Origin of the sequence: Blautia obeum ATCC 29174 (assembly GCF_025147765.1) — a bacterium.
GTDB lineage: Bacteria > Bacillota > Clostridia > Lachnospirales > Lachnospiraceae > Blautia_A > Blautia_A obeum.
The window spans coordinates 3427131-3451366 of record NZ_CP102265.1 but is presented as its reverse complement, the minus strand read 5'-3'; the positions used below and the strand labels follow the sequence as shown (position 1 = coordinate 3451366).

At 40.7% G+C, this 24236-nt stretch carries 19 protein-coding genes; 18 read left to right on the top strand and 1 reads right to left on the bottom strand.

Annotated elements, in window-relative coordinates; all coding sequences use genetic code 11:
- Window positions 1–62: 62 nt before the first annotated feature.
- The 7 genes from NQ503_RS16455 to NQ503_RS16425 all read left to right on the top strand — a co-directional run bounded on the left by NQ503_RS16455 (window position 63) and on the right by NQ503_RS16425 (window position 6902).
- Window positions 63–1391: an MATE family efflux transporter gene (locus tag NQ503_RS16455; protein ID WP_005426118.1), complete on the top strand. Its 1329-nt coding sequence runs from the start codon at window positions 63–65 to the stop codon at window positions 1389–1391.
- A gap of 208 nt (window positions 1392–1599) precedes the next feature.
- Window positions 1600–1971 carry a leucine-rich repeat domain-containing protein gene (locus NQ503_RS16450; protein ID WP_082246511.1) on the top strand — a complete coding sequence of 124 codons (372 nt, stop codon included), beginning with the start codon at window positions 1600–1602 and terminating at the stop codon, window positions 1969–1971.
- 391 nt (window positions 1972–2362) lie between these two features.
- Complete coding sequence (gene tnpA, locus NQ503_RS16445; protein ID WP_411327696.1) at window positions 2363–2773, top strand: IS200/IS605 family transposase; 411 nt, start codon at window positions 2363–2365, stop codon at window positions 2771–2773.
- Between the two features lie 55 nt (window positions 2774–2828).
- On the top strand, window positions 2829–4085 hold the full coding sequence (locus NQ503_RS16440) for an RNA-guided endonuclease InsQ/TnpB family protein (RefSeq protein ID WP_242650167.1): 1257 nt from the start codon (window positions 2829–2831) through the stop codon (window positions 4083–4085).
- A gap of 289 nt (window positions 4086–4374) precedes the next feature.
- Entirely contained in the window at window positions 4375–5160 is a 786-nt protein-coding gene (gene udp, locus NQ503_RS16435; protein ID WP_005426124.1) for a uridine phosphorylase, read from the top strand.
- Window positions 5161–5246: 86 nt separating this feature from the next.
- Window positions 5247–5666 carry a cytidine deaminase gene (locus tag NQ503_RS16430; protein WP_044925888.1) on the top strand — a complete coding sequence of 140 codons (420 nt, stop codon included), beginning with the start codon at window positions 5247–5249 and terminating at the stop codon, window positions 5664–5666.
- Window positions 5667–5711: 45 nt separating this feature from the next.
- Entirely contained in the window at window positions 5712–6902 is a 1191-nt protein-coding gene (locus tag NQ503_RS16425; protein WP_005426127.1) for a phosphopentomutase, read from the top strand.
- A 550-nt stretch (window positions 6903–7452) separates the two neighbouring features.
- Here the strand turns inward: NQ503_RS16425 and NQ503_RS16420 are convergent.
- The gene (locus NQ503_RS16420) at window positions 7453–8304 is read right to left on the bottom strand and encodes an AraC family transcriptional regulator (RefSeq protein ID WP_044925870.1); all 852 of its coding nucleotides are present in this window, start codon (window positions 8302–8304) and stop codon (window positions 7453–7455) included.
- Window positions 8305–8587: 283 nt separating this feature from the next.
- Here NQ503_RS16420 and NQ503_RS16415 point away from each other — a divergent pair, with 283 nt between their 5' ends.
- The 11 genes from NQ503_RS16415 (at window position 8588) to NQ503_RS16365 (ending at window position 24209) form a co-directional block, all read left to right on the top strand.
- Window positions 8588–9880 (top strand): ABC transporter substrate-binding protein, encoded by a 1293-nt coding sequence (locus NQ503_RS16415; protein ID WP_005426135.1) that lies wholly within the window; start codon window positions 8588–8590, stop codon window positions 9878–9880.
- The gene (locus NQ503_RS16410; protein WP_044925871.1) at window positions 9873–10757 is read left to right on the top strand and encodes a carbohydrate ABC transporter permease; all 885 of its coding nucleotides are present in this window, start codon (window positions 9873–9875) and stop codon (window positions 10755–10757) included. Before NQ503_RS16415 ends, NQ503_RS16410 begins: the two co-directional genes overlap by 8 nt.
- Window positions 10757–11620, top strand: coding sequence for a carbohydrate ABC transporter permease (locus tag NQ503_RS16405; RefSeq protein ID WP_005426139.1), 864 nt, complete (start codon window positions 10757–10759; stop codon window positions 11618–11620). The genes NQ503_RS16410 and NQ503_RS16405 overlap by 1 nt, the downstream gene beginning before the upstream one ends.
- A gap of 31 nt (window positions 11621–11651) precedes the next feature.
- Window positions 11652–13850: an alpha-galactosidase gene (locus NQ503_RS16400; protein WP_005426141.1), complete on the top strand. Its 2199-nt coding sequence runs from the start codon at window positions 11652–11654 to the stop codon at window positions 13848–13850.
- Window positions 13851–14092: 242 nt separating this feature from the next.
- The gene (locus NQ503_RS16395; protein WP_005426142.1) at window positions 14093–15373 is read left to right on the top strand and encodes an ABC transporter substrate-binding protein; all 1281 of its coding nucleotides are present in this window, start codon (window positions 14093–14095) and stop codon (window positions 15371–15373) included.
- Window positions 15374–15440: 67 nt separating this feature from the next.
- A complete protein-coding gene (locus tag NQ503_RS16390) occupies window positions 15441–16340 on the top strand; it encodes a carbohydrate ABC transporter permease (protein ID WP_022387825.1) in 900 nt (299 codons plus the stop codon).
- Between the two features lie 16 nt (window positions 16341–16356).
- Window positions 16357–17205: a carbohydrate ABC transporter permease gene (locus tag NQ503_RS16385; RefSeq protein WP_005426146.1), complete on the top strand. Its 849-nt coding sequence runs from the start codon at window positions 16357–16359 to the stop codon at window positions 17203–17205.
- Window positions 17206–17221: 16 nt separating this feature from the next.
- Complete coding sequence (locus NQ503_RS16380) at window positions 17222–18247, top strand: zinc-dependent alcohol dehydrogenase (RefSeq protein WP_005426149.1); 1026 nt, start codon at window positions 17222–17224, stop codon at window positions 18245–18247.
- A 19-nt stretch (window positions 18248–18266) separates the two neighbouring features.
- Window positions 18267–20504, top strand: coding sequence for a pyruvate formate lyase family protein (locus NQ503_RS16375; protein ID WP_005426151.1), 2238 nt, complete (start codon window positions 18267–18269; stop codon window positions 20502–20504).
- A gap of 8 nt (window positions 20505–20512) precedes the next feature.
- The gene (locus tag NQ503_RS16370; RefSeq protein WP_005426153.1) at window positions 20513–21409 is read left to right on the top strand and encodes a glycyl-radical enzyme activating protein; all 897 of its coding nucleotides are present in this window, start codon (window positions 20513–20515) and stop codon (window positions 21407–21409) included.
- Between the two features lie 34 nt (window positions 21410–21443).
- Entirely contained in the window at window positions 21444–24209 is a 2766-nt protein-coding gene (locus NQ503_RS16365; RefSeq protein WP_005426155.1) for a hypothetical protein, read from the top strand.
- The last annotated feature ends 27 nt before the right edge of the window (window positions 24210–24236 follow it).

The following is a 24236-nucleotide window of genomic DNA, read 5'->3' as shown; positions in this document are numbered from 1 at the left end:
GTAACTTACAACTTGCGTTTAGAAGATACGAAATTGATTCAGATGGAGGAAAGAATAAGATAATGTCAAAAGATGAGTATTTGATCACAGATGCGCCTCTTAAAGCGCTGACGGTTTTTGCAATGCCGATGATTCTGGGCAGCTTTTTTCAGCAAATATATAATATGGCTGATTCCATCATCGTCGGTCAGTTTGTGGGTTCCTCCGCGCTTGCAGCTGTCGGTGCATGTGCAGCGTTGACTAATGTTTTCATTTGTGTGGCACTGGGGGCCGGTGTCGGTGCAGGTGTACTCGTGAGCCGCTATTTTGGTGCCAGGGAGTATGGAAAAATGAAAACCATCGTGTCAACGTCTCTGCTTAGCTTTTTAGTTCTAAGCATAGTCCTTGGCGTTTTTGGCTTTTGCTTTTCTCGCTCGATGATGAGTACGCTACAAACTCCTGCCGATATACTGGATGACGCAGTGCTGTATTTGCGGGTCTATTTTGTGGGCTTTCCGTTTTTGTTTATGTATAACATTCTTTCAACGATGTTTAATTCTATAGGAGAATCCAAAATTCCACTGGGACTTCTGATTTTTTCATCAATCTTAAATATCTTCATGGATCTTTGGATGGTAGCCGGACTTGATCTCGGTGTGTTTGGTGCAGCGCTTGCGACCTTGATCGCACAGGGAATTTCTGCGGTGTTCTCACTTTTGCTTTTCCTTAGTCGGATGCGGCGATATAAAAGTTACTTTGACTGGTTTGACAGGCAGGAGTTACATTCCATGTTTCAGATTGCTGTGCCTTCAGTTCTTCAGCAGTCTACAGTATCTATCGGTATGATGATCGTACAGGCAGTTGTAAATCCTTTCGGTACACAGGCACTCGCGGGGTATGCGGCGACAATGCGGGTAGAGAATGTTTTTTCTCTGATTTTTGTATCTATCGGCAATGCGGTTTCGCCATATGTATCCCAGAATCTTGGCGCAAACAAACCCCAGCGTATCAAAAAAGGCTACCGCGCTGCATTAGTGCTGGATGTGTGTTTTGCAGCCATTGCCTTCATTGTGATTGAAACACTCCACACGCAAATTTCCTCGCTGTTTCTTGGTAAAGACGGAACAGACCTGGCCTACCAGGTATCTGGGGATTATATGAGATGGCTTGGCTATTTCTTCATCTTTATGGGAATCAAAATGGCAACTGATGGAGTCCTTCGTGGTCTTGGAATCATGCGCCCATTTCTCATTGCAAATATGGTGAACCTGGCAATCCGTCTTTCTGTTGCTTTGATTTTTGCGCCGCGTTTTGGCATTGCATTTGTCTGGCTTGCTGTACCAGCTGGATGGCTTGCAAACTTTTTAATATCCTATGTGGCTCTCAGAAGGTCATGGCCGACTGATAAATAGATGTGTAAGATGATATGGGAGTGTATGGAGAAATCCATATGCTCTTTTTTTACTCAAAGACTTTAAAATATATGGAATTTCGGAAAATAAGTTAGGCCCCAAAATATTCAAAACTATAAAACTTTTCGGAGAGTTGGGCTGTCTATATAGTAAGAGAGGAGGAACGGCAGAGGTGACGATTCTATGAAAAACAAAATCATGCAGTGCTCTGAAGAGTATTGAACTGCCGAAACAGGTTACCACCATTGGTGCAAATGCATTCATGAGATGCAGTAGAATCAAAACACTGGAAATTCCGGGAAATGTTCAAACAATCGGTAAAACAGCTTTTGCAAAATGTACCGGACTTGAAGAACTTGAGATTGAAGAAGGTGTTCAGACTGTGGAAGAGGCGGCATTTGCAGAATGCTCCAGCCTGAATGCAATGATCTTACCGAAGTCTGTCAGCAATTTTGCAACAAATTTTGTGACAGATTACAATCCAGTCAAAAGAATCTGTTACAGAGGAACCAGAGAACAGTGGATTGCAGCGAACTTAAGCAGTGATAATTTTTATAATGCAAAAGAGTATATTATGTAAGAGTACGTACATATAAAAAATCCGGAAACAGAAGATGCTACTCTTCCTGGTCAGCATCGAAAGCAGTAAAAACAAAATAATACGAGATTTAACGAGAAGGTAGAAAATATAGATGTAAAAGAGATTATTGGAAAAGTAGCAAAAGGAATTTGCTCGTTTGTGTTGCTTCTTCTTTTGATGAGAGGATTTGAATTTGGATTTAGGACGATAAGCGGGAATCCTCGGCAATTCAATTACCGAGATGAAAGCGTAGAATTGTGCATATCTGCACATGGAAATAATATAATAATCCTTTAACCCTTTGATATTAATGCCGTAACCGGCATATAATTAATCGAAAATATGTTCGATTTTTATTGTATGTTTCCAGTTGTTATGTTATACTATATGTATGAAAGAAAATCTAATACATTATAGAACTTGTGTATGTAATATTAACTACCATATGGTATGGTCAGTGAAATACCGGCGGAAGATATTAACACCAGATATTGAGGAATACCTTCAGGAACTGGTGCAGCAGATTGCTGAGGACAAGGGCTTTGCCGTTCATTTATTTGAATGTGGTGAAGGTGACCATGTCCATTGTTTTGTATCAGCTCCACCAAAGCTGTCTATAACAGCAATTGTCAAGTATCTGAAGGGGATCACCGGCAGAAAATTATTCGAACGTTTTCCGGAAATAAGAAACCAGCTATGGAAGGGAGAGCTGTGGAACCATTCCTATTATGTGGAGACAATCGGATCAGTATCTGAAGAAAATATCCGCCGTTATATTGAACATCAGAGCAAATCGTATTAAATCAGGGTGGAGTGTAAAACTCCATCTGCATAGCTGTCTGAAGGAGGGGAGAGGAATGCTGCTGTCACACAGAACATCGTTAAAGATCTGTCCGGAATATTCCAACATTATAGGGCATATGTGTTATGCGGCTTCCAAACTCTGGAATGTCTGCAACTATGAACGTCATCATTATAAAGAACTGGGACTGGAAAAGTATCCTGACTGGTATTATCAGAAAAAAGCACATAAAGGAGATCTGTGGTACAGACAGCTGCCATCACAGACAGCGCAGGAGACCTGCAAGCAGTTGGACAAAGCATGGAAATCTTTTTATGTCCTAAAAAAGACCGGAGGAATCAAAGAGCCAAATCCGCCCCGTTTTAAACAGGACAATATACCGGTCACATATATGCAGATGGGGATCCGGCATGAGAAAGGCTCAGACCAGCTGCGTCTGTCTCTGCCAAGGGATCTGAAAAGCTATATGGAAGAAACCTATGGGATCCATGAAAAATTTCTATATCTTGAAAATAAGATTTTCAGGAACATGGATCATATAAAACAGCTGCGGATCTATCCGCCGGAAAATGGAACATGTGAGCTTATCGTTATCTATGAGATTGAAGAGCCGGAACAGCTTTCTCAGAATGGACATTATTTATCTGTTGATCTGGGACTTCATAATCTGATGACCTGTTATGATTCCGGAAATGGCAGGACTTTTATCCTGGGAAGAAAATACCTTTCATTGGAAAGATATTTTCATAAAGAGATCGCCAGAGTGCAGTCCGTATGGTATGCACAGCAGTCGGAAAGAGGAATAAAATATCCAAAATCATCGAAACATATCCAGAGACTTTACAGGAAAAAGCAGAATGCAGTGAAGGATTACCTTCATAAAACAACCAGATGGATCGCAGAATACTGCAGAAAAGAAGATATCCGATGTGTGGTTGTGGGAGACATCCGAAACATCCGTAAAGAGAAAGATATGGGACATAAGACCAACCAGAAGTTTCACGGACTGCCATATAACAGGCTGTATATCATGCTGGAATATAAGCTGAAACTGTATGGAATACAATTGATAAAACAGGAGGAAAGCTATACCAGTCAGTGCAGCCCGTTATCACCAGAAGTATCAAAAAGACATGCAGAAGCATCAAATCGAAAAGAACGTGGTATGTATATAACTGATGGAGTAAGATTTAACGCAGATGCAGTAGGCGCATTTAATATCCTGCGGAAACATCTTTCCGTATCCGGAAAACAGAAGGAAATGTCCGTAACCGGACTAAAAACACCAGAAATAATAAAAGTAGCTGCATAGCCGAATGGTGAGCAGTATTGGTGTTATGGACGCACCCTGAAAAAAGGCGGTATCCCGCCAGATTTCAAATGCTCTGGTAACTCAGTTGCCGAGTAGTTCACATATAACAAATGCGGGTGACAGAATAAAAATTCGGTGGATCTGCACCGCTTGTAGCATTAAAACTTCCTGGCAGTTTATATTGTTTCTCTTGTCGTGCTTGCTTTTATTTCTCAGAAATCAAGAGCACCGAAGGCAGAAGGAATTCCATACGATAAGGGACAGAGATAAAGAAAGAGAGGAATCAGACATGAAAAATTATTCAGAAGATGCAAGCAAACAGTATCATATTCAGGTTGGAAAAGGAGAAGTCGGACGATATGTGATCTTACCGGGAGATCCGAAACGCTGCAAAAAGATCGCACAGTATTTTGATGATCCGGTTTTTGTTGCTGATAACAGAGAATATGTAACTTATACAGGAACACTGGATGGAGTAAAGGTGAGTGTAACTTCTACTGGTATTGGTGGACCATCTGCTTCTATTGCAATGGAAGAGCTTTATCGCTGTGGTGCAGATACGTTTGTCCGTATCGGAACCTGTGGTGGAATGCAGACAGAAGTAAAGAGTGGAGATATTGTCATTGCGACAGGGGCGATTCGTATGGAAGGCACCAGCAAAGAGTATGCTCCGATCGAATTTCCGGCAGTAGCAAACCTGGAAGTGCTCAATGCTCTTGTGGCAGGCGCCAAAAAAGAAGGCTGTGAATTCCACACAGGTGTAGTACAGTGCAAGGACGCATTTTATGGACAGCATGAACCGGAAACCAAACCGGTCAGCTATGAATTGATGAATAAATGGGAAGCATGGAAACGTCTGGGCTGCCTTGCTTCCGAGATGGAATCTGCAGCACTTTTTGTAGTAGCAAGCCATTTAAGAGTACGTGCCGGCTCCTGCTTCCTGGTATTAGCAAATCAGGAAAGAGAAAAGTTAGGACTGGAAAATCCGGTAGTACATGATACAGATAAGGCAATCCAGGTTGCGGTGCAGGCAATCCGTGAGCTGATCCGCGCAGATAAGGCCAAGGAAAGATGACAACAAAGACAAAAGCATTTGAGACAAAGGATGCACTTGATCTATATAAAAAGATAATCTATACAGAAGGAAAGGCAGGCAGGAGAATGGATAAAAAACAGATTGAAGAAATGATCGATCTGGCGATAAAACAGCTGGGTTATTCTTATGCGCCATATTCACATTTTCATGTGGGAGCGGCACTTCTGGCAAAGAATGGCACGTATTATACAGGATGTAATATTGAAAATGCTGCTTATACACCAACAAACTGTGCTGAGAGGACTGCTTTTTTTAAAGCAGTCAGTGAAGGAGTAAAGGAATTTCAGGCAATCTGTGTTGTAGGCGGCAGGGATGGAGTTCTGACAGGGTATGCGGCACCGTGTGGTGTGTGCAGACAGGTCATGATGGAGTTCTGTGATCCGGAAACATTTCAGATCATTCTGGCAGTCAGCAAAGATAAATACGATGTCTTTACTTTAAGGGAACTTTTTCCGCTTGGATTTGGACCGGCAGATCTGGCATAGTTTAACGGACATTCGCCTGATGGGAACAGGCAGAAAGGAGTGTTTATGGAAACTTATAAGAGAGTATTTGTGATCGTTCTGGATTCACTGGGGATTGGAGCAATGCCGGATTCTGAGAAATTTGGCGATAAGGGTGTGGATACGTTCGGACATATCCTGGATAAGATGGGAACTTTGGATATTCCAAATCTTCAGAAACTTGGAATGTTGAATCTGCATAAGGGTGGTACGATGGAAGGCGTGGAAAATCCGATTGGCCGCTATATGCGAATTGGGGAGACCAGCAATGGAAAGGATACAATGACAGGTCACTGGGAAATGATGGGAATCTATACACAGAAGCCGTTTATTACTTTTACAGAAACAGGTTTTCCTAAAGAACTGATCGATGAACTGGAAAAGAGATGTGGCAAGCGTGTGATTGGAAATAAGAGTGCCAGTGGAACAGAAATCATCGAGGAACTTGGTGAGGAAGAAATCAATACAGGAGCGATGATTGTCTATACTTCTGCGGATTCGGTAATGCAGATCTGTGGAAATGAAGAGACATTTGATCTTGCCAACCTGTATCGCTGCTGTGAGATTGCCAGGGAACTGACCATGAAGGATGAGTGGAGAGTCGGCAGAGTTATTGCGAGACCGTATGTCGGAAAGAAAAAGGGTGAGTTTAAGAGAACCAGCAACCGCCATGACTATGCGTTGAAACCGACTGGAAGAACAGCCTTAAATGCATTGAAGGATGCAGGTCTTGATGTGATTGGTGTTGGAAAGATCAATGATATTTTCTGTGGTGAGGGAATTACACAGACTTACCATTCAGACAGTTCTGTGCATGGCATGCAACAGACGATTGATATCTGTAAAAAAGATTTTCATGGCCTCTGCTTTGTGAATCTGGTGGATTTTGACGCTTTGTGGGGGCATAGAAGAAATCCGGAAGGATACGGACGTGAGATTGAGAAGTTTGATAGTGGACTCGGAACTCTGATGAATGAGCTGCGCGAGGATGATCTTCTGATCCTGACTGCGGATCATGGAAATGATCCAACTTATACCGGAACAGATCATACAAGAGAATATGTACCATTTATTGCATATTCAAAGAAAATGAAAGAAACAGGAGCTATTGAGAATCAGGATACATTTGCGGTGATCGGTGCATCTGTTGCAGAAAATTTTGGGGTACAGATGCCGGAAGGCACGATTGGAAGATCAATATTGAAGGAGTTGCAGTAGGTAAATAAAACTGTTGGTGGGGAGAATATGGGCGAACAGTATTTATATCAGAAATTCCCCTTCTTAAGTCAGAAAAAAAGGAGCTGTCTGAAATATATTTTCGGACTGCTCCTTCTTTTTACTACCTATCGAATGCCTTTGAAAGTGACAGTTTTGCGCATTCCTCGTTTCAGGAATAATTTTTTATAATTTTTGGCCTGTTTTCTTGGAACATAGACTTTCATTTTTGCAGGTGTTCCTTTAAAGGCATTTGAACCAGTGTATTTCTGCGATAATCCTGGAGACTGAATGTTCAGTGTTCTTAATTTCTTACATCCGTATAATCACTGGTGTCAGAAGCTTTTTTGAGAATCTGGGACGCAGGCAGATTGGCTGCGCTGCTGCCAGTGCTGAGATAAGAAGAGACAGTATCTGTACCATCGTCAAAAACCAGAGTTCCGGTATTCTGAGATGAAGAGGTGTTACCATCAGACTGGTGTAAAAGCTATTCTTTTCGCAGAAAATGCAATATCATGAAGAAAAGTAAACAGAAACGTAACCTGCCTGTGATTCAGGACAATAATTTGTTCTGTTGGCGATATTGTCTTGGTGACATCCCGTAAATGTTACGGAATGCTCTGGAAAAATGAAGCTGGTTTGGATATCCAACCTGAACGCTGATGTCACCAATGGACAGGCTGGTGCTGGTAAGCAGAGAGGTTGCTTTACTCATTCGATAGCGAATCAGGAAGTCCTGTGGAGACTGTCCGATCATATCTTTGAAAACTTTACCAAAATAGCTTCGATCAAGATTGCATCGATTAGCCATATCTTCGACTGTAATAGGTAATGCATAATTTTGTTCAATAAAAGAAAGTGCTTCCTGTGCGTAAAATCTAGAAAGCTTTCCGCCCTGAAGCCTTTTTTTATTGGAAGAACCCTGGATAAGGGCATCCATAATAAGATATAACTGACCAATGATTCCAAGTGGGCGGGAATTGTCCGGGTATTGTGTCAGACGCAGCATTTCATCGCGAAGCTTATCTGCTGCTGTATCGGAAATGGGATGAAAGACCGGATGATCGTTGGACAGTCCGGCTTCTTCCATCAGCTCTTTTGCACGCAGTCCATCGAACTCTACCCAGACGTATTCCCATGGGAATTTCTGGTCAGCACTGTAAAGATTGATACGCCCCGGTTCAATGAGAAAGCCGGAATGTGCTTCCATATGGTAAACAGCATTGTCATCTTTTTCTGTAACACTCAGCATTCCTTTGCCGGAAATAATATAGTGAAAAAGATAATGATTACGTACAAATGGACCATAAGAATGCAGCGGTTCACATTTCTCGTAGCCGTACTGATACACGGTCAGGTCAAGAAAACGTTCATCGGAAAATATATGAAAAATAGAATCTGACATGGTTTTTATCATTTCCTCCTACAAAATATAGTAAAATATGCATAAAAACGAGATACAGAAATCGTACAATTTTAACGAAATATCGCTATTTAGTACTATTATATACCATAATGCGTAGTAACATCAACATTATTCTGGAAATAACGCATTATGGTATATTTTGATGTTATCGATCTATGTACGAAGCTTTTCTTTTGGTGTTAGAATCAAATCAAACAGAGATGACCGGTCTGAATCTGAACTGCCAGATGGCAGTGAATAGCTGTAAAGAAGGGAGAAACAAATGGGAAAGCATAAGGTAGGTGCTGTTTTCCTTGCGGGAGTTCTGGCAATGGGAACAGTTATGACAGGATGCTCCGGAAAGGACGAAACAGAGGGCAAAACTGTAATTGAAATGGTACAGTATAAACCGGAGGCGGTAGATATTTTTGAACAGTTTCAGGATGAGTTCAATGCGACACATGATGATATTTATTTAAAGATTGATTCACCGAACGATGCAATGACAATCCTGAAAACAAGATTTATCCGCGAGGATAATCCGGATATCATCGGAATTGGCGGGGATATTAATTATTCCAATTTTCTGGATGCAGACATGCTGATGGATATTTCTGATTTTGAAGGACTGAACGATATTAAAGAGAAATATCTTGAGATGAACAAAGATCTGGAATATGTGCCGAAAGATGGTGTTTATGCCGTTCCGTATATGGCAAATGCAGCTGGAATTCTTTTTAACCGGGATATGTTTGAAGAACATGGCTGGGAGGTTCCGACCACATGGACAGAATTTACGAATCTTTGTGATCAGATCCAGTCAGAAGGAATCCAGCCATTATATTTTGGTTTTAAGGATACATGGACTACACTGGCACCGTGGAATGCAATTGCAGTAAGTCTGTGCGATTCTGATCTGACTTATCAGGTAAACAGTGGAAAAACAACTTTTGCAGAAAATTACAGAGAAGTGGCAGAAAAGGAAAAAGCGCTTCTTACATATGGACAGAAAGATCCGGTGTCTCAGGGATATAACGATGCCTGCACTGCATTCGCAAGAGGAGCATCTGCGATGTTTACAATTGGAAGCTATGCGATCTCTCAGATCAAATCTGTAAATCCGGATATGAATATTGGTTCTTTTGTATTTCCGGCAAATGAAGATGCGGATAAAAATGTGCTGAATTCCGGAAATGATCTGATGTTCTGCGTGATGAAAGATTGTAAAAATAAAGAGGCAGCCTATGAAGTGCTCAGTTATATGCTTGAAGATGAAAATGTCAAAAAATATCTGAATGCACAGAGTGCTGTTCCATGTAAAAAAGGTGATTTTGAGGTTACTCCGGAGCTGGAAGAAATGCGTGATTATATCGAAAACGGTATTGTAGCGGATTATCAGGACCATCATTACCCGAGCGAAATGTCGGTAGATGCAATGATCCAGACATATCTGATGGATGACAGTGCTGATGCGACAGATACATTTATGAAACGATTTGACAAAGAATGGATCCGCTATAACAGAGATATCGTGGCAAAAGTAAAAGCATATGAGGAGGGCAATGATCATGAATAAAAAGCATGGTGCGTGGAGCAAAAATGAAAAGATATTTCTTGGCCTTCTGGCGCCGATTCTGGTTCTTTTCTTCTGCTTTAATACATTACCGCTGATCAAAGGTTTTTATTACGGACTTACAAACTTCCGCGGATATGGAAGTTATGATTTTGTAGGACTGCGGAACTTTGCAGAAATTTTCCAGGATTCCCGTGTGGGTCACTCATATCTGTTTACATTTAAATATGCGTTGGTTATGACAATTGTGGTCAATCTTCTCAGCCTGATCCTGGCACTGGGACTGAACAGCAAGATCCGTGGAAAAAATGCACTCAGAGGAATCTATTTTGTACCAAATATTCTGGGAGGTCTGGTTATCGGTTATATCTTCAGTTTCATTTTTACATATATTCTGCCAACGATCGGAGAAGTAACAGGAATTGATTTCCTGAAAACAAGTCTCCTTGGAAGTACAAAATGGGCATGGATCGCAATTGTGATCGTCGGAGCATGGCAGGGAATCGCGATGAATACGATCATTTATATTTCCGGTCTGCAGACTGTTCCGGAAGAAGTTTATGAGGCATGTATGCTGGATGGAGCATCTGGATGGAAGAAATTTAAAAGCATTACACTTCCGCTGATCATGCCATTTGTAACAATTAACCTTGTCCTTTGTATGAAAAATGCGCTGATGGTATTTGACCAGATCATGTCTTTGACAAAAGGTGGCCCGTCACAGAGCACAGAGTCCATTTCTTATCTGATCTATAACAATGGTATGAGTGGAGGACAGTTTGGTTTCCAGAGTGCGAATGCATTTGTATTCTTTATTGTGATCGTTGCGATATCACTGTTTCAGATGAAATTCCTGGGAAGTAAGGAGGAGCAGTTATAATGAGCAGAACAAAGAAAAAAGAAGGCGCTGTTCGTGGTAAGACTACAAACAGGATTATTAATATTTTACTGGTACTTGGCTGCCTGACGGTTTTATTTCCACTGTATATGACAGTGATCATTGCATTTAAGAAGCCATCGGAAATGACAAATGATGTAGCTGGTGCACTGGCATTCCCACAGAAATGGAGTTTTGAAAACTTTGCAGAGGCAATGCGTGTAACTGATTTCTGGCATTCTCTTGGAAACAGTCTTCTTATTACCGGGGTAACTGTGGTATTATGTATATTGATACATTCACTTGCCGGTTATCTGATCGGAAGAAAGATGAAGCAGCGTAAGATATTTAAGATTTCTTACTATTACATTGTAAGTGGTATGTTTGTACCGTTTGCGGTTCTTATGATGCCGCTGGTAAAAGAAACTGCACAGCTGGGAATCGCAAACCGCTTTGGTGTTATTGTATTGTATGTTGTGTTTTTTATGCCGATGAATGTACTGCTTTATTCAGGATATCTGAATAATATCCCAATGGCACTGGAAGAGGCCGCCTGTGTGGATGGAGCCGGAGTATGGCAGACTTACTGGAAGATTATTTTTCCAAATATGAAACCGATGCATGCAACAGTAGCAGTTCTCACAGCAATGAGTACCTGGAATGACGTTATGACTCCACTGGTCATCATGTCCGGTACAGATCAGAACACACTGCCGCTGGCACAGCTGAATTTCCAGACACAGTTCGGAACGAATTATAACCTGGCATTTGCATCTTATCTCCTGGCACTTTTACCAATTCTGATCTTCTATATCATTTGCCAGAAGCAGATTATCAATGGTGTTGTAAACGGAGCAGTAAAATAATTCTTGAAAAAGACAGAAAGGGAAAACGACAATGGCTATCAATATAAAGAATCAGATTTTTACTCTTCATACAAAAAACAGTACTTATCAGATGAAAGTGGACGAGCAGAATATGCTTATTCACACTTATTACGGAAACCGTACGGATGATACGGACTGTTCCTATCTGATTCGTATGGCAGACCGTGGATTCAGCGGAAATATCCCGGGGACTGACAGAGAGCGTGTATATTCTCTGGATTTTCTTCCGCAGGAGTTTCCGGTATATGGCGACGGAGATTATCGTGTAGACTGTCTGAAAGCAGACCTTGGAAGCGGTGTACAGGACGGGATATTTTTCTTTGACAGCTATCAGGTAAGAGATGGAAAATATAACATTCCGGGGCTTCCGGCATTCTTTTCTTCTGAGAAATCAGAAGGAAAGACACTGGAGATCGTTCTGAAAGATGCTGTTGAAGAAGTCTATGTACATCTTCTTTATGGAGTCTTTGAAGAGCTGGATATTATTACAAGAGCAGCAGTAGTCGAAAACCGTACAGAGGGTGATATCCAGATTTCCAGAATTATGAGTGCGTGTCTGGATCTTGGAATGGGAAAATATGATCTGATTCATTTTTATGGAAAACATGCCGGTGAGCGTCAGATGGAAAGAAACAGTCTGCCACACGGCATCACGGAGCTTCGCAGTACCCGTGGAACTTCCAGCCACCAGCATAATCCTTTTGTGATTCTTGCGGATAAAGACACTACAGAGAGTACTGGTGAGTGCTACAGTGCATCTTTTCTGTACAGTGGCGGTTTTCATGCACAGGCAGAAGTAGATCAGTTTAATCAGACAAGACTGGTCATTGGAATTGATGACTATGATTTTTCCTGGAAACTAAAAAAGGGTGAAAGCTTCAGCACACCTGAGGTATGTCTGACATACAGTGCAGATGGATTTTCAAAGCTGTCCCAGACTCTGCATCAGGCAATCGTGTCGAATCTGATCCGCAGCTGCTGGAAAGACAGAGTGCGCCCGATTCTGGTAAATAACTGGGAAGCAACCTATTTTGATTTTAACAAAGACAATCTGATTGCAATTGCAAAAGAAGCGGCAGAACTGAATCTGGATATGCTGGTACTGGATGATGGATGGTTTGGAAAAAGGGATGATGATTTCTCCGGTCTTGGCGACTGGTTTGTAAATGAGAAAAAGCTGTGCGGAACCCTTTCTGAGCTGGTGAAAGAAGTACATGATATGGGACTTTCTTTCGGGCTTTGGTTTGAGCCGGAGATGATCTCTGAGGACAGTGATCTGTATCGGGCACATCCGGACTGGGCACTGGTCATACCGGGAAGACAGCCGATCAGAAGTCGTTCCCAGCTGGTATTGGATATGTCCAGAGAAGATGTGACAGATTATCTGACAGAGCGGATCTGTGATATTGTAGAGAAAGCGGATATCCAGTATATCAAATGGGATATGAACCGTTCACTTATGGCTGCTTACAGTGCGAAGCTTCCACGTGACCGTCAGGGGGAACTGAGACATCGTTATGTGCTTGGCCTTTATAAAGTACTGGAAGCTGTGACTCAGAGATTCCCGGAACTTCTGCTGGAAGGATGCAGTGGCGGCGGTGGACGGTTTGATGCAGGTATGTTGTATTACTGTCCGCAGATCTGGTGTAGCGATAATACGGATGCGATTGAAAGACTGCGTATTCAGTACGGTACTTCCTTTGGCTATCCGATGTCTTCTGTTTCCGCACACGTATCGGTTTGCCCGAATCATCAGAATCATCGCGTGACACCATTCAAGACAAGAGGAATCTGTGCAATGCAGGGAACATTTGGATATGAACTGGATCTCAGTAAGATGACTGATGAAGAAAAGAAGATGGCGGGAGAACAGATTGCGTTCTTCAAAGAACATGGAAGACTGTTCCAGTTCGGAGATTATTACAGACTGACTTCACCATTTGAAAACAGAGACTATACTGTATGGGAATATGCGGCACAGGATGGCAGTGAGGCCTGCATGTCTGTCGTTTATACAGATATGTATGCAAATGCAGCATCTGAGATCGTGAAATGGAAAGGGCTGGATCCGAAAAAGGTTTATCAGATGCAGCTGGATGGAGAAGACGCTGGAAACTTCTCCGGCGCGGCGTTGATGCATGCCGGAATCCTGCTTCCATTACCAGAGCAAAATTATGATGCATTCCAGATTTATCTGAAGGCAGAATAGAATAAAGAAAAATTACAGAGAAAGCTCCTATGGTGTCGAAAGGCATTGTAGGGGCTTTTTTTATTTAGGAAACCGCGAAATTGTGAATAATATACAAAAATAATTTGATAAAACCATACATAATGCATGAAATGAAAAAAGTATATTTACAAAGTAAAAAATGAATGGTAATATAAAGAAAAATAAACAATGTGAAACCGGTTAACATATGGAGAAAAGTTATAATACGAAGGGAGAACAAAATGAAGAAAAAGGTAATTGCACTTGTATTAACAGCATGTATGGTGCCAGTTGTCAGCGTTGGCAGTGGGGTGGATGTAATGGCTGCCAAGGGAGATTCCGGAGATAAAATTACATTAAACTGGCAGAGCTATGATAGCTATGACAAATATCAGAAAGTTATCGAAGCTTTTGAAAAGGAAAATCCGGATATTGAAATCAATTTTGAAGAAGTATCCGATTATGCAACTAAAATTCTGACAGAAGCTACAGCAGGTGACCTTCCGGATCTTATCAACTGTAATACAGGGACTACGCAGATTCTTGCAAATGCCGGGGCATTACAGAAATTCGATGTAGATGCGCTGAAAGCAGATACAGAATACAAATTTGATGACTTCTGGGATGTCGCAGAAAGATATTGTACATATGATGGTGACTGGTATTCACTCCCACTTGATGGAGGAAATTACGGCTGGGTTTATAATGTTGATATGTTTGACAAGTGCGGAATTGAAGTTCCGGAAGATGGATTTACATGGGATGAATTTACAGAGGCATGTAAAACATTGATGGAACACAAAGATGAACTTGGAATTGAATATCCGACAATTATTAATGATATGTCTTCTGCAATTGATACTATGTATCCATGGATTACAGAGGCTGGTGGAAGCTACCTGAATGATGATGGAACCTGTGGATGGAATTCAGATGAAACCGTTACGGCTTTCGAATATGTCAAGAGTCTTGTAGATGAAGGTTATGTGCCTGCAATAGAAAAATTGGGAGACGGTTATGATGCACTGATCACAAAATTTAATGCGGGTCAGATTGCTATGTGCCGTGTGGCTCTCTGGAATTCCACATATCTTCAGGACGATGTAAACTGGAAAGCGATGAATGCACCGCGTGCGAATGATGGCACACAGGCAGAAGTACTTTTCCTGAATGGTATTGGTATTTCAAGTAGTTGCGAAAATCCGGAAGCGGCAGAAAAATTCATTAAATATTTGACCAGCGAAGAAGGTCTTGCATTATATCTTGAAGATAATACATCTCCACAGATTGCAGTAAGACAGTCTCAAGCAGATCTTTCCGTATCTATGTTTGACGAAAGTCATGATATGAAATTATTTAATACAGGACTGGAGTATGCAGGATATATTGATCTTACAGAAACATTTGCAGATCAGCAGACAATCATTGGACAGTGTTTTGATGAAATCTGGCATAATGATGCAGATATCAAGAGTACACTGGATGGCATGGTAGATCAGTTAAATAGTTTACTTGCTCAGTAACTGAAAACAAAAGGATGATGTGGAAAATATTCCGTATCATCCTTTGAATTTAACAGGAGGGATTCATGTGAGTAACACAAAAACAGTAGTAAAACGTAAAAGAGGAGACTGGCAGATCGCTGTTTTGTTTCTGTTGCCGTCCCTGATTTTGTTGGGATTGTTTGTATTCTGGCCAATGATAGATTCCATCCGTATGTCATTTTATGACTGGAATCCATTAAAAGGTAAGATATTTACAGGATTGGAAAATTATCAGAATCTGCTAAAAGATAAACTTTGGTGGACAAGTCTGGGGAACACGATCAAATATATCCTGATGAATGTTCCGCCGATCGTCATATTTTCCGTCATCATGTGCGAACTTGTGTTGTTTGCAAATAATAAAAGTAAAGTTATTTCGAAATTTATCAGAGGCAGTTTCTTTTTACCATGTGCACTTTCTCTGGTTGCAACTGGTGTTGCATGGAGATATCTGATGGGAACGAATTATGGTGTTATCAATAATTTCTTGAGTGCATTGGGCCTTGAAAAAGTTGGTTGGCTGACAGATGGAAAGATTGCACTGGGTTCTATGGCAATCGTAACAATCTGGAGATGGGCAGGATATTACATGGTTATGGTTGTTGCTGGACGTCTGGAAATTTCGCAGGAATTTTTTGAAGCGGCAGATTTGGACGGCGCAAATGCATGGCACAAATTTGTTTATATTACATTGCCTCAGCTGAAACCAGTTCTTACATATATTATTCTCATGTGCGTAATCGGTACTTTCCAGGAATTTGATCTTGTTTATACGATGACAAATGGTGGACCTGGAACAAGTACGTATTTAACTGGTCTGACATTATATAAGACTGCTTTTTCATCTTTGAAAATGGGATATTCCTGTACAATGGCAGTATTTATCTTTATTCTTTCGATTATTATTTCGGTTGTACAGTTGAAGCTGACAAGTGACAAAGACTGAGAAGGGAGAAGAGACTATGTCCAGAAAATTAAGAAAGAAAATTCTGGGAGACAGTTTAATCTGGGTAGTTATAGCTGCATTTGTAGTGATCATGCTGTTTCCATTTGTTTATATATTATCTACTGCATTAAAATCAGATACAGATCTTGCGACAAGTGTAGGAAGGATCTTACCGAAAGCGGTACAGTGGGAGAATTTTACAAAAGCATGGCAGCTGCTGGATTTTCCTAAGTGCTTTTTCAATTCATTTATTGTTGCGATAGCAGTGACTGCACTTACTATTTTTCTTTGTAGTTTAGCTGCATATGTATTTACGAGACTTGAGTTCAAAGGCAGAAATATTGTTTTTATTCTTTATCTGTCAACGATGATGATTCCGATTACAGTAAGATTGATTCCTTCTTATAATTTATGTAGAAATCTCAACATGCTGGATACATATATGGGAATGATACTTCCGCAGGTAGCATGGTCCATTCCGTTTGGAACATTTCTTATGCGTCAGTTTTACATGGGAATACCAAAGCAGCTGGATGAAGCAGCAAAAATTGATGGAGCAAGTCATTTCCAGATATTCTGGAAGATCTTACTGCCAAATACGAAATCAAGTATGACAACATTAGGAATCTATACATTTATTTCCGCATGGAATAATCTGATCTGGATGTTGTTATCCGTTAGAAGTGAAAGCAAATGGACAGTAACATTGGGAATAAGCTCAATCTGTGGTGCATCTGTAATCAAACAGCCGACATGGAATCTGATCATGGGTGTTATCGTGATTGGAATGATTCCTGTTCTGATTCTGTTCTTTGCATTCCAGAAATATTTTATGCAGTCTGTAGCTGCAACCGGCATTAAATAATAAAAGGAGATCAGTTATGAAAGGTTTAGTGGTAACAAAAGATAACAAACTGTATCTGGAAGAAAATCTTCCGATTCCGGAGATTGGAGATTATGAAGCACTGGTAAAAAATGAATGTTGTATGATCTGCAATGGAACGGATCTGGGAGTTATTGGAGGAAAGGTCAGAGAAGTAACGAGATATCCAGCGGTGTTAGGACACGAAGATGCAGGAAGAGTTGTTAAAATTGGTAAAAAAGTTACTTCTTTTAAAGTGGGAGACCTTGTAGTCAGGGCAGGACAGCCGGACAATGATAAATTTTCCAGTGCTTGGGGCGGATTTGCTGAATACGGAATTGTAAAAGACTATAAAGCTGCTATGGAAGACCAGGCCGATGTAAAAGACATTAATCTTGGAATTACACAGCAGGTGTGTCCGGAAGGAATGCAGGCAGAAGCTGCTTCTATGTTGATAACTTTAAAGGAAACATACAGTGCATTAAAAAGAATTGGCGTTGAAGATAAAAAGAAGATGGTCATACTCGGAGACGGACCGGTTGCGCTTGCTTTTCTAAGCTGTGCAAAACTGATGGGAATTCAGGAGATTTATGTCCTGGGAAATCACAGAGACAAGTTGGAAACAGCAGAAAAAATGGGAGTAGCAGGTATATTTCTTAATAAAGATGAAAAAGAAAAGAAAAAAGCTTCTGATCTGTTTAACAGAAAGATCGATATCTGTATAGATACGATTGGATCAAATCAGACGATCACACAGTGTCTGGACTATATTAAAGAGACAGGGACAATTGCTGTATATGGCTTAAAAAGCGGAGAAAATCTGGATGTACCATTACCGGAACTCAGAAATTTTAATATTCAGTATATACAGTGGCCGGTTCCTGAGGTAGAAGCTGAAGTACATAAGCCAGTTTGTGATGCAATCATGGACGGGAAAATAGACATTGATTTATTTGTGACACACAGATTTTCAATAGATGATTACGAAAAAGGATTTCAGGCAGTGAAAGACAGAACTGCATTGAAGGTAGTTTTAAATTTTTAAGGCAGCTCAGGAGGAAAGCATGATGGCAGGTTATCGATTCAATAAAGAAGAATATTTTAAAGAGACCAAAGCTGTATATTCTAATTATCCAACAGATGTTTCAAGAATGGAAAAAGAACTGGATCGCCTTCAGAAAGAAAATCCAAAGGCAAGTTCTTTTCAGAAAAAAACATGGATTTACAGAACAGCAGCCAGGGATGCTGAGGTGATTCTTTTTCCATCCAGTCCGTTTTATGCAGAAATTGATACAGGAAGAGAGCAGAACAGTGTTACTGCATCATTTCCACCGCAGCCAGGCATAGGATGCTGGTTAATGAAACAATATCCAGATTTCGTAGATGGATATGGAGAATGGAGTGGATACTACGGAAAATATGGTGTCATGAACGGACCACAGTTTATGGATGCGGCACATCATTATGCAAATTGCGAGACTATATTGAAATATGGCTTATCCGGAATAATCAGACATGCAAGGATGCGCCTGGAAGAGAAAGATCTTACAGATCATCAGCAGGATTTTTTAAAATGCATGATTGACGTATGCCGCAGCCTGCAGAGAATCTCTGAGAGATTTGCCGAAAAAGCAGAGGAAATGCTGAAAACAGAACACGATGAGGAACATGTAAAGGCACTTAAAATGATTGCTGTTACAGCACGCCGAATTCCATCTGAACCGGCTGAAACATTTTATGAAGCGATGTGTGCAATCTGGTTTACGCGTGAGATGTGCAACGCGCTGGATGGACTTGGATTTGCTGTGATTGGACATCTGGACAGAATTCTGATCAGTTATTATGAAAGAGATCTGAAAAACAATCGAATAACGCCAGATGAGGCACAGGAACTGATTGACTGTTTTGTATCGATGACAGATGCAAGATGGAATCTTGAGGCAGATCTTCCAGGAGGCACAAATGCAGATATTATCATAGGTGGATGCGATAAAAATGGTGATATTGTTTATAATGACATAAGCAGGATGATCATAAACAGTTATAAAAAATATCATTTCGCAAATCCGAAACTACAGGTGAGAATATCGGCAAAACATCCAGATGAATTTCTGCTGCAGGTAGGCGAGCTGGCAGGAATGGGGCTAAATGTGCTGTCCATCTTTAATGATGATGTTATAATTCCTGCAAATCAGAAGCAGGGAAAGAGTTTGGAAGATTGCCGGCTTTATGTTGCTGGCGGCTGTCAGGAAATCTGCCTTTCTAATGAAGTCAACAGCAGAGCATATACCTATCTAAATCTTGTGCAGATGTTAAATGGATCCTTATATCCAGAGTACTGGAATGACATATTCAAAAGAGATGGGTTTGAGTTTCTACCAGCTGCGAATGCGAGCGATTTTGAAGAATTCTATCATATTGTAATTGAAAATTATAGAAATGAACTGAATTTCTTTGTGAAAAAATATAACGAATATGGTTCATGGTGGAAAATAATAAATCCGTCGTTGTTCTTTTCTGCAACTATGCCATCATGTACTGAGACGGCAAAAGATGTCTCAGAAGGCGGTGCTGTCTATAATACAGATAATTTTGCTGCTGCGGGTGCAGGGACAGTAATTGATTCGTTATATGCGATAAAGAAGGCAGTATATGAAGATAAGATTACGACATTTGGTCACCTGCTTAAAGCGATGAAAGAAGACTTCAGAGATGATGAGATCCTTCGACAATATTTGCTTCATAAAGTCCCAAAATTCTGCAAGGATAAAGATGCTACAGAATTTGGAAAAAAGGTTATGGATGATCTGGCTGAATGTCTTGGAGGACAGGCAAATTACAGAGGCGGAAAATTTGAGCCGTCATTATTTGCTTTTTATTCTTATAACTGGTTTAAAAATGTAACGATTGCAACGGCCGATGGACGAAAAAGTGAAAGTGCTCTCTCACGAGGCGTTAACCCAAGTGAAAGTACAGAAAACATCAATATTGCAGCATTACTTGATGCAATAAAAACAATGGATTACACGAAATATCCGGGTGGGGCAGTTATTTATATGGACATTCCACTGATGTATAAAACTCCGCAGCCGTCATTGTTTGCAAGTGTGATGCGGGCCTTCTGTGAAAATGGCGGAAGCATTATGGATTTTAATGTTATCAGCAGGAATGCACTTTTAGAGGCACAGAAAAATCCGGAAACACATAAAAATATTGTAGTAAGAGTGTGTGGATACAGTGCATATTTCCATACATTGACTGCGGAAATGCAGAATGAGGTAATTCAGCGTACACAGAGGTAATCGGTAAAATGAAGCAAAAATTACTGGTAAGTCAGATACAGAACTTTTCTCTGCATGACGGACCGGGAATACGGACAACTGTATTTTTACAGGGATGTAATTTGCGATGCAAATGGTGTCACAACCCGGAGACATGGAAAAAGAAAAGTATACTGAGTTATACGGAAAATAAATGTATTGGCTGTGGTCAGTGTATTGAAATCTGTCCCTCAGGAGCACAACAGATACAAAACGGGCAGCATATTTATGAAAGAACTCTTTGTACTGTGTGTGGAAAGTGTGTGGAAATTTGCTGCACAGAAGCATTGGAAATCGTAGGAAGTTATTATTCTGTTGAAGAATTATCGGAACTTTTACTCAGAGACAGAAGACTCTATGAAATTTCAGAAGGCGGTGTTACTTTTTCTGGTGGAGAACCAATGATGCAGGCAGAGATTCTATATGATTTGTGCAGCAGACTTCAGGAAGAGCATATTTCAGTTGCTTTTGAAACAGCACTTGCTTTTCCCTGGAAAGTGATACACAGAATGACAGAATGTGTAGATCTGTTTCTTGTAGATTTCAAGATATTTGACAATGAAAAACATAAAGAATATACAGGAACAGAAAATACTCTGATCAAAGAGAATCTGAAAAAATTGGTGAATTACAGACCGATCATGATCAGGATTCCAATCATAAAGGGAATCAACGATGAGATAGAAAATGCTGTTGTAACAGCGGATTTCCTTGCGGCTCTTGGAAAAAACATCAAAAGTGTGGAACTTTTGCCATATCATGATTTTGGAGTTGAAAAAGCAAAACATGTCGGAGTGAATCAGCAGATGTTTGAAGCACCTGATGAAAAACAGCTGGAGCAGTTGAAAGAAGTCTACAGAAGCAGGAAGCTTAACGTAGTGGAATAAAGAAGATTGCTAACAGAAAGGAACAGAGACAGAAATGAAAAAGCTTTTTATGAAAAGGCACGAAGAAAACTGGTTGCGCATTCCTTATGAAGAGAATGCAGATCCATGTATCATAACTATTTCAGACAGTACTGGAAAAAAAGAAATTGTCCGGATGAAAGTATCTGAGACAAGAGTGGACTATTGGATGGCATATCCGTTGAAAGAATTTTCCGGGGACGATATTCAGGCAGAAGGCCCGGCGAACAGATGGATCAATGCAATAGAACTTTCTGATAATCCGGAAAAACAGAGAAGAAGAGAATTGTCTAAGTCTGTCATTCAGTATATGCCGCCAACCGGATGTATCCAGGAACTGAAAGGTGTAAAAAAAGCAGGAGAAAAGTGGATTCTGGACTGTGTGATTGATCCGTGTTCGATGACAGGAATTGAAGAAAATCAAACAGCTATGTGTCTTGTAAGCAAGGATCTCCTACACTGGAAACGTGAGGAAAGTGAGCTTCCGGGGATCGAAAGTATCTGTCGGAAAGCGGATAAATGGATTGGTGATATTGAACAACAAATAGAATTTGAAGAAGATGGAAAAATATGGATTTTAGGTCAGACTGCGAAAAAAACATGTGAAGGTGTTGCTGCATCCAATGCAATCAGTATTCCATCCGTTTTTTCAGGAGAACAGTTAAAGCCGGCTGCACAGGTGGATAATCTGCGTGTGTGGGTCAGACAGTGGCATAATGAGCATATTGATAAGAAGTTTGAATTTCTTATGAGATTTCGTCAGGGACCGGATGTATGGCCGGAAGTCCGACTCCTGGCACCCGAAAATATTGTATCCGATATTCAGACAAAAGCCTGTGAAGTAGAACTGGAAATGTTTGTCGGGCAGGAAACGGAAATTGAGTTTGAGTTGTGTGGAGTAAAATGGATCTGGAAGGCATTGGATCAGACGCTGAACTGCCGGGGATATAAAATGAAAGTTCCAACAGAAAAGGGAAGGTTGTACCTGCATTTTTACAGAGATATGGCAATTCAGGAATTATACGCAGACAGGAAGAATGCAATGCTCATAGTTCAGGACGATGGTCCTAAAAAAGAGGATTATAAGATTCGAAGTGAGCAGGTGGAAAACATCAACAATCCATCCTTTTATCTTCAATATAATGCAGAACCGTATTTTGAAATCCATACAAATGGAAAAACAGCCTCTGTCATTTGTCTGAATATATGGGGACTGAGATCTACGCGATACGAAGAAGAAAACAGATTGTTGATTAAACAGGAAGAAAAAGGACAACCGTTGTTTAAATCTGAATCCTATACAGTATATGAGAACTGTGTAGAAGATCGTATTTATGGAGAACCGGCAGCATGGGCAGTGAGGGATGGAAAGACCGTGTTATCACCGGTGAGGGCTGTAGAAGAATTTTGCTGGAGAGATACTCCGTGGGGAGACATGACAAGAATCCAGAATAGAACCGAGCGTTGGGATGCACCGGAGGAGTCTGTTTATCCGAGTCTGCACACAAAGCATAATGTTATAAATGCCGCATTTTCTCTTGCAACAGATATTATGTGTCAGAACAGGAATAAAAAATATGCCCTGCCAGGCCAGGAAGGTCTGATGAATGCAGCTGTTTTTCAAAGAGAAGGAGAAGGTTTCGGAAGCTGGGTAAGAGACACCTGTCATGCAGCATTTCGATGTCAGAATCTACTTGCACCGGACGAAGCCAGAGAATCTTTGTCCTATATTTCTGAACATGGATTTAATAATGGCGTTGACTGTGCAGCAATGCCGGCGATTGCTGCATGGGATCATTATATAACAACAGGAGATATTCAGCTTTTGTATGAAATGTTGCCGGGAATTATAAAATATGCAGAAGAGGCAGATGCACGCTATGATGAAGAAATGCAGCTGATTCATGCGACAATGTGTCTTGCACAGGATGCCTTTGAAGAGCCGGAAAATGGAGGATATTGTCTTGGGACAGAAATTACATTTGCTTTGATGTATCAGGATGTTGCCAAGATATGTAAGGTTACAGGATGCTATCTGGAGAGAATTAAGTTCTGGGAAAATCGTGCAGAAGAAATGTTTACATCCATAAAGGAAAAATACTGGAATGAAGAAAAAGAATGCTTTACAAGTGGACCGATAGGAAGCGAAGCATATGAAAAAGGCTGGTGGGAAACGACTGGTGCAGAAATGGTTTTGTGGCCACGGTTTGGCATTGCAACTGAAAGACAGAGAAATTTGTTTTTGAAGACAATCGAAAGTAATCCGGAGGCATTTTCTGAGTTTGGAATTAACTGGTATCCTTTCCGTAAAGAAAAAAATCATTTCTGGAGAGCTTGCTGGGTATCATGGACGCTTGGATTATCGGAAGCGGCTGGTGAAAGTGGAAATAAAGAATTTCTGAAAAAGCTTATTTTTGCACAGGTAAGGAATGTGCTTCTGAATAAATCGTTCCATGAAGTAATGGATGTTGATACAGGAAGAGCATGGAGATGGCCGCACCTGCCATGGCATGCAGCAGGGTTTATTGGGTTTATTGTCAATGGAGTTTTTGGAATACGTTACAGTGAGCAGGGAATTCAGGTACATCCATGTATTCTGGATGAATTTGAGGGAGCAGTACTTGATTCTGTTCCATATCAGAATGCAAAATTTGTATTTGAGATACATGGGCATGGTGACAGCTATACAGTAAAACTGGATGGAAATCCGCTGGAAGGTTTCTTTGGCAAAGAAATGACAGGAGAGCATAAAGTGGATATATATGCTCATGAAACTGAATAAGAGTAACGTAGCAGAAAGCTCCTGAAT